Source organism: Dietzia sp. B44, from assembly GCF_014145245.1.
In the GTDB taxonomy this organism is placed as follows: Bacteria; Actinomycetota; Actinomycetes; order Mycobacteriales; family Mycobacteriaceae; genus Dietzia; species Dietzia natronolimnaea.
This window is the reverse complement of sequence record NZ_JAALEF010000173.1, coordinates 1-7,295: the sequence shown is the minus strand read 5'-3', so window position 1 is coordinate 7,295 and position 7,295 is coordinate 1. Positions and strand designations below refer to the sequence as shown.

Here is a 7,295-nt window from a genome sequence, read left to right as displayed (position 1 = left end):
CCGCGGCCGGCGAGCATCCGGGCGATGTCCTTGCCCAGCCCGCGTCCGGCCCCGGTCACGAGCGCGCTGCGCGACCTCGTCGTCGTCGTCACTTCTCGCTTCTCAGTCCGGACCGGATCCGACCGTAGGAGATGCCGCCGTGGCAGTAGGTGGGCACCACGGGCCAGAAACGCTTCCACGAGACCAACTCGGTGGAGGGCAGGATCTGCAACCAGCGCGGGTCACCGGGACACCGGTCCGCCATGGTCTTCTCCTTGATCATGGAGTCGTACTGGTCCAGCGAGTCCTCGAGGGTGTTGGCGTTGGGGCAGATCTCCCGACCGAACTTCTCGTGGTAGCGCCGCACGCCCGGGATCCGGGACAGCTCCGGCTGCCAGTTGTCCAGGGAGATGCCGTTCTCCGAGGAGACCCAGACGCCGTCCGGGGTGTTGATGACCAGCGAGTGGTTGCCGTCGGTGTGGCCGGGGGTCCACATCAGCGCGATGCCGGGGCCGAGCTCGATGTCCCCGTCGAACACCGCGAACTTGGACCGGTCGACCCCGCCGAGCCCGCCGGAGACGTACCAGGCCCACTGCATCGGGTGCAGGTCCTCGAGCGTGGCCAGTTCGCGCCGGTGGACCAGCAGCCTGGCGTCGCCGAAGAGCGGCGTGCGGGGCGCGGTGTCTCCGGGGATCACCTCGGTCGAGCCGAGGATCATGCGTGGGTCCTGCACGTGGAGGTGGTCGAACGTGCAGAAGTCCACGTCCTGCGGCGTGAGCCCGACCTTGGCGAGCGCCTGGTCCGGCTCGTTGAAGTACTTGAGGAGCAGCTTGATGGCCAGGGTGCCGCCGGGGATCCGGTCGACGAGCGTCTGCAGGTTGTCGTAGAAGGGCGCCTCGGCGGACCCGGCGGGGACGGTCGGCTCGAACACCAGGGTGCGGGGACGGCCGTTCCAGTCGTCGTACTGCACCACGATCATCCGGTTGATCATGGTGATCAGCGGCAGGCTGGGGACCGAGACCGCGTTGTTGAAGGCGTACTTGACCGGGTACGGCGCCGCGGCCACGTCCACGGACTGCACCGCCCGCACCTGACCCTGCTGCACGAAGCGCGTCTTGTACTCGGCGGCCGCCGCGCGCACGGCCCGGAGGCGCTCGCCGCGGGGCCACACGTCGTGGACGCCGTCGAACTCGGGGATCGACCGCGCGCCGATCTGCTCGAGCATCTGCTCGGACGAGTCTTCCGGCAGCTTCTGGTCACTCAGCTGGTGGTCGCGCAGCATCATCGCTCCTGTACTACTACGGGCGCCGTGGCTCTCCGGGTGCCGTGGTTCTGGCGGCTGCTTTCAGGATCCGGTGCCCGGAGCCTGAAAACTTGTCTCAGTGCGACAGTCTTGCCCGGCGCCGTAGTCCGCCGGGGGAGAGGCCGAACCACCGACGTACGGCGTGGCTGAGCGTGGACTGTTCGGAGAAGCCGACCAGGTCGGCGATCTGGGTGAAGGACAGGTCGGTGGTCGTGATGAACCGGTGCGACCGGTCTCGCCGCAGGTCGTCGACGACCTGACCGTAGGTGGTGCCCTCGACGACGAGGTGGCGCTGCAGGGTCCGGGGCCCGATCGCCAGCGAGGCCGCCACCTCCGCGAGGGGCGGGACCGGCCCGGGCAGGCTCTCGGCCACGGCCCGGCGGACCCGTCCGGACATCGACCGGGTGGGGTCGGAGTACGACCCCGCCAGGTGCTCGAGGGCGGCCAGGCGGATCTCCTCGTCCGCGGTGTCGAACGAGGCGTCCAGGATCCGGCGCTCGACACACAGCGCGGCCACGGGTCGGTCGAACTTGATGTCGGCGCCGAAGAAATGCAGGTAGCGGTCCACGGGCGACAGTGGACCGTGGGGCAGTTCGACGGACCGGAGACCCTCACTGCGACCCAGCAGTTGCACGGCCATCCGGTGGAACAGGCCGAGGCCCAGCTCGATGGCCTGCGGGGAGTACGGCGATTCGGAGAGTTGCTTGCGGTAGGTCAGCGCGATCACGCCGCGCCGGTCCCACGGGTCGTCGTCGACGCCGATCGTCAGCGCGGGGCTGTGGACGAACAGGAACCTCGCCGCGCACTCGAGCGCCTCGGTGGCGGTGGAGCTGGAGCGGACCGCCCGGGCCACCGGACCGAGGATGGAGACGTCCTGCCGATCGGCCAACCGCAGCCCGAAATCGGGGCATCCCACCTCCGCGGCGGCCGCGTCGAGCATCTGGTCGTGCGCGGTGATCGACACCAGCCCGTCGTCGTCCGCGAGCACCTCGCGCGCGATCTCGTACCGGTCGAGCAGCCGGTCGGGGTCTCCGCCGAGTTCGCTGACCAGCGGGCCGAATCCGCGCAGACTGGCGGCGCGGATCAGCGGCTGCACACGATCTCCCCGGCCACCCGCCGGCCCGACTCGACCGCCCCGTCCATGTATCCGGCCCAGCGGGTAGCGGTCTCCGTGCCGGCCCAGTGGATCGGGCCGACGGGGAGGCGGAGGTGGGGGCCGAAGCGGGTCAGGGTCCCGGGCGCGGCGAACGCGCCGTAGCAGCCGCGGCTGTACTCCTCCTCGGCCCAGTCGCGCTCGATGTAGTCGACGGGACTGAGGGCCCGGGGGCCGAAGTATCCGGCGAGATCTTCCAGCACCTGCGCGCGACGGTCGGCGGCGGTCATGCGCGAGCCCCGGTCCGCGTGGCGGCCCTCGAGGAATCCGACGAGGACGCCGGGCACGGCGCCGTCCGATGTGCCCGCGTGGGGGGTGTTGTCGAAGACGGTGCCCAGCGGTCGGGTGTCGCTGTTCGCCTGCCCGCTCCAGCCGTCGGCACGCCAGAACGGCTCGGGGTAGACGACGTTGATCTTGATCACCCGGCCCATGGGCATCCGCTGGACCAGCTGGTCGCGGTCGCCGGGCAGGCCGGGGGAGTAGCGGATCCTCGACGCCAGGGGCGGTGGAACCGCGACCACCACATGCCGCGCATTCACCACCCGGTCGCCGGACCGGACGCGGGCTCCCGCGGCGTCCCACTCGACCCCGGTGACCGGGCTGTCCAGCAGCACGCGATCACCGAGCTCCCGCGCCATCTCGATCGCGATCGTCTGCGCCCCTCCGACCACGCGGTCCTGCTGCGCTCCTCCGGCGGTGTCGATCAGCGCATCGGTGCCGCCGGCGGCACCGATGTAGAACCCCGCCCACAGTGCGGACAGGTCCTCGGGTCCGGTCGAGAACACGGCCTCCGTGAGGAGACGGAAGAACCCGCGGCCCCGCGGGGTGCGGGCAGTGCGCCTGAGCCAGGTGTCGAAGGTCTGCGAGTCCAGGCGATCGGCGCCGGGCGCGCGCCACGGGTCCGCGAGCGGGATGCGGGCGGCCATGCGGTCGAGACGCCACTGTGTCTGTGCGATGTCGGCCAGGGTGACGGGATCGAGGCGGGGGATCCGGCCGGAGTAGTCCGACCTGGCCCCGCCCACCTCGGCGATGTGGCGACCCGCGACGTGGGTGGGGAAGGTCTGCAGTCCCAACTCGCCGATCAGCGCGAGAATGCGGTGTTGGGTGGGGCCGAGCCACTGACCCCCGACCTCGATCGGAGCACCGCCGGGCAGAGTCGCGTTGAGGAGACGGCCCCCGACGCGGTCCCGGGCCTCGAGCACCTGCACCTCGTGGCCCGTGCGGGTCAACTCGCGAGCGGCGACCAATCCGGCGATGCCTGCGCCGACGACCACCACGTCCACTGATGAGTCCACCCGTCGCCTCCCCACGGCCGCCGAATCGCAGGCGTGTTCACAGTATTCCGCGCCCCCGACGGCCCGGGGCAGGACGGTGAACTCGGTGCCCCGGACTCCCGAGGTCTGTCACGCTTGTCGCCATGAACACGGACGGTCGTTCCCTGCCGCGCAACTCATGGCTCTCCCGGGGCGCGCCGCTGGAGCGGGACGACGCGGCGAGCCGGATCAGTGCCTACATCTACGGCAACATCCTGGTCCTGGCTCGGAGTTCTCGAGCACCGCACCGCACTGCTGCTGGCAGAGCCCACCGTGCTGGTGCGGATCGGCGGCATCGTCTTCGTGATCGGCCGGCTCAACGGCGAGCGGCCCAGTCGGAACCGGCTCATCAGTGCTGCGGCACTCACGGTGGTCGCAGCGACCATCGTCGGGGTCAAGGTCGTTCTGACGCACTGATCCGCGCGCACTGATCCGCGCGCAGTGACCGGCTACCTGCCGAACATCTTCGCGAGGAACCCCTCCTTGGGCGCGGTGGCGTGTCCGGGGCACCGCTGGGACTTGGGCACGCCGGACATCACCTGGTCCACGTGCATTCCGCACCCGGCCCACGTCGTCTTTCCACAGGTCTTGCAGGTTGCGGGTCGGCACATGGTCGTACTCCTCTGATCGTGGGATGGTCGCGAGGTCCGCGGTCGGTGTGTGGTTCCGTCCGAGCCTCGCTGCCGAGAATACATACCCCCTAGGGTATGCGCAACGTGGTCGTCGTTGACTTCGCCGCGACCCGCGTTGACTTCGCCGCGTCGGAGTGTCACTGTATTAAGCACCTAATACAGCAACACGGAATGGGGCGGCGATGCAGTTCGACAACTCATCCCCGATCTGGGTGCAGCTCGTCGAGGAGTTCTCGCGGCGCATCGTGACGGGGGAGTGGCCGACGGGCGCGAAGATGCCCGGGGTCCGGGAGTTGGCGGCCGATCTGGGCGTCAACCCCAACACCGCGCAGCGCGCGCTGGCCGAGCTGGAACGGCTCGAGCTGTGCCGGTCCGAGCGCGCCAGTGGGAGGTTCGTCACCTCCGATGACGCCCGGATCGACGAGGTCCGCGCCGACCTCGCCGCCGGTGCCGCCGACGAGTTCATCCGGCGGGTCCGCGGCCTGCGGATGACCCACGACAGGGCGCGAGCACTACTCGACACGAGATGGGACGACCATGACCACACCACTGCCCATGCGCACGACGGAGGTGCCTGACATGAGGGCCACCGCCAGCCCGGCCACGACACTCGTCGAGGCCACGGGTCTCAACATGAGGTACGGCACCACCACCGCACTGGACGCCCTCGACCTCCGGCTCGCTCCTGGTCAGATCGTGGGACTGCTCGGCGAGAACGGCTGCGGCAAGACCACGCTCCTCAAGATCCTCGCCGGCGTGCTCGCGGGTTACTCCGGCACAGTGCGGATCGACGGCCACGCCCCGGGCCCCGAGTCCAAGGCGATCGTCTCCTTCCTGCCCGACACCAGCTTCCTGCCCGACTCCGCCCGCGTGAGTTACTGCCTGCGGCTCTACACCGACTTCTTCGCCGACTTCCAGACCGAGAAGGCCCGCGACCTCGTCGGATTCTTCGGTCTGGACGAGTCCGCGCGCCTCAAGGAGATGTCCAAGGGCATGCGCGAGAAAGTGCAGATCGCCCTGGCCATGTCCCGCGACGCGCGGGTGTTCCTGCTGGACGAGCCCATCTCCGGTGTCGACCCGGCCGCGCGTCAGCTCATCCTCGACGGCATCGTCCGCAATCTGTCCGAGGACTCCCTGCTCCTGATCTCCACGCACCTGGTGCACGACCTGGAGCCCATCCTCGACGCCGCGGTGATGATGCGCCACGGCCGGGTCCTGCTGCAGGGCCACGCCGACGACCTCCGCGGCCAGCACGCCGCCAGCCTCGACCAGATCTTCAAGGAGACCTACCGATGACGACGACACTGCTCACGCACGAGTGGCTGCGCACACGCGGGGCCCTCGGGACGACACTCGGAGTGATCGCTCTCGTCGGCGTCCTGGGCGGTCTGCTCGGGGCTGCAGGGTGGCCGCTGCTGTCCCAGCTCGGGCTGGCGCTGGGCATGCTGGCCGCGGTCGTGGCGGTCCCGGCCGTCCAATTGACCCTGGCCGCCGACTACTGGCGCACCGGCTACGGCCGGACCGGGTACTTCACCCACTCCATCCCGGTCCGCGGGTCGGTCATCTTCTGGACCAAGCTGATGTGGGCGATGGCCGCCTCCCTGGCCGCGCTCGTCCTCACCGCCGGGCTCGCGCTGCTCACGTGGTGGGCGGCCGCCCGCCAGTCGGGGCTCACCTCGCCGTCGTACTCCGTCCTGTCCGACGCGTGGACCACGGTGACCACTGCCGCACCGGCCTGGATGATCGCGGCCGGAGTGCTCGTGACACTCGGGTCGTTCCTGATCTGGCCCGTCTACTACTACTTCTCGGTCTCGGTCGGGCACGAGCGACGGCTGGCCGCGCTGGGTGCCGGCGGGCCGGTCGTGGTGTTCGTCCTGGTCTACGTGGTCACACAGCTGCTCTCGCTGATGGCGATGATCGCTCTGCCGTTCGGCATCTCGATGGGCGCCGGGGGCTCGCTGGAGTTCGTGCGCTTCGACATGATCGGCGAGTTGGCCGCCGGCGCGGCCGCCAGCGACGACGTCATGCCCGTCGGCTTCCTGGCCGCGTCGGTGGTGTTGGTGGTGTTCTGCCTGTGGCGTACGGCGCGGTCGTGGAACCACAGGGTGGCCCTGGTGTGAGCAGTGCGCCACACGGGCCGTCCGTGGACCCGGGCCGGCACCGTGCTCCCGCCCTGCAGACGGGCCTCGATGACGACACGACGGTACTCGTCCCCCCTCGAACTCGTCGAGCTGATCCCAGCCAGCGCGCCCGAGACGGCCGCGAGGACCGGTGCGTATAAGATAACCTTTGGTTCCGGGGCCGGGGCGGCGTAGTGTTCACATCGTCGCTCGCCGGGGCGTCGCAGCCGGCTCGGTGGCGCGACCTCCCCTGTGAGGACCCCCTCGCCTCCCGGAAAGAACTCCTCTCATGCCGATCGTCCTGCCCTCCACGTCGCACCCGTCTCTGACTGAGCCGACGTATCTCAGGCCCCCGGTGTGGAAGCAGGTCCTGGCCTGGGCCGGTGTCGGTGTGGGCGCACTGACGCTCCTGGGCGCGGCGGCCTCGGTGGGGGACGGGTTCGCCTCGGTCGCGGCACTCGCGATGTTCGGCCTAGCGTTGATCCTGCCGGGCGGTTGGTGGTTGTACTGCGAGAACCGGGACAGGACGCACGCGGACGAGGACCATCGGCTGGACTCGCAGGCCGCGCTGGCCCAGCAGACGATGGCCGGGTACGTCGCCCCCGATGCGCTCGCCCCGCTGACGTGGCACACGCCACTGACGCCGGTCTCGCGGCGATGGCCGGTGGTCGGCTCGGCCGCGTTCGCCCTCGTCGTCGGGTCCATGGGGTTGATGCCCGCCGCCGAGGTCTCACCCGCCCCGGCGGCGACACCGGTTCCGGCCACCAGCACCGTCACCACGACGGCACCCGCCCG

Annotated in this window: 8 protein-coding genes and 1 pseudogene; 5 read left to right on the top strand and 4 right to left on the bottom strand. The window is 70.2% G+C overall.

The features are described from left to right. Positions 1–88: 88 nt before the first annotated feature. From G6017_RS06750 to G6017_RS06740, 3 genes are all read right to left on the bottom strand, one after another. The gene (locus tag G6017_RS06750) at positions 89–1,264 is read right to left on the bottom strand and encodes an MBL fold metallo-hydrolase (RefSeq protein ID WP_241731193.1); all 1,176 of its coding nucleotides are present in this window, start codon (positions 1,262–1,264) and stop codon (positions 89–91) included. 94 nt (positions 1,265–1,358) lie between these two features. After that, on the bottom strand, positions 1,359–2,378 hold the full coding sequence (locus tag G6017_RS06745; protein ID WP_182616594.1) for an AraC family transcriptional regulator ligand-binding domain-containing protein: 1,020 nt from the start codon (positions 2,376–2,378) through the stop codon (positions 1,359–1,361). Then, positions 2,366–3,730, bottom strand: a complete 1,365-nt coding sequence (locus G6017_RS06740; protein WP_182616592.1) for an FAD-dependent oxidoreductase — start codon at positions 3,728–3,730, stop codon at positions 2,366–2,368. Before G6017_RS06740 ends, G6017_RS06745 begins: the two co-directional genes overlap by 13 nt. Positions 3,731–3,852: 122 nt before the next feature. Here G6017_RS06740 and G6017_RS06735 point away from each other — a divergent pair. Then, a pseudogene (locus G6017_RS06735) lies at positions 3,853–4,165 on the top strand (hypothetical protein). 32 nt (positions 4,166–4,197) lie between these two features. Here G6017_RS06735 and G6017_RS06730 read toward each other — a convergent pair. Next, entirely contained in the window at positions 4,198–4,359 is a 162-nt protein-coding gene (locus G6017_RS06730) for a DUF8730 family Cys-rich protein (RefSeq protein WP_179525725.1), read from the bottom strand. 203 nt (positions 4,360–4,562) lie between these two features. On the opposite strand from G6017_RS06730, the gene G6017_RS06725 reads away from it, so the two are divergent. The 4 genes from G6017_RS06725 to G6017_RS06710 all read left to right on the top strand — a co-directional run. Next, positions 4,563–4,958 carry a GntR family transcriptional regulator gene (locus tag G6017_RS06725; protein WP_182610037.1) on the top strand — a complete coding sequence of 132 codons (396 nt, stop codon included), beginning with the start codon at positions 4,563–4,565 and terminating at the stop codon, positions 4,956–4,958. Between the two features lies 1 nt (position 4,959). After that, positions 4,960–5,676: an ABC transporter ATP-binding protein gene (locus G6017_RS06720; protein WP_241731192.1), complete on the top strand. Its 717-nt coding sequence runs from the start codon at positions 4,960–4,962 to the stop codon at positions 5,674–5,676. Then, positions 5,673–6,500, top strand: a complete 828-nt coding sequence (locus G6017_RS06715) for a hypothetical protein (protein WP_182616590.1) — start codon at positions 5,673–5,675, stop codon at positions 6,498–6,500. The genes G6017_RS06720 and G6017_RS06715 overlap by 4 nt, the downstream gene beginning before the upstream one ends. A 289-nt stretch (positions 6,501–6,789) precedes the next feature. Beyond that, positions 6,790–7,295, top strand: a 506-nt coding sequence (locus G6017_RS06710; RefSeq protein WP_206682423.1) for a hypothetical protein, incomplete at its 3' end; no start/stop codon positions are given.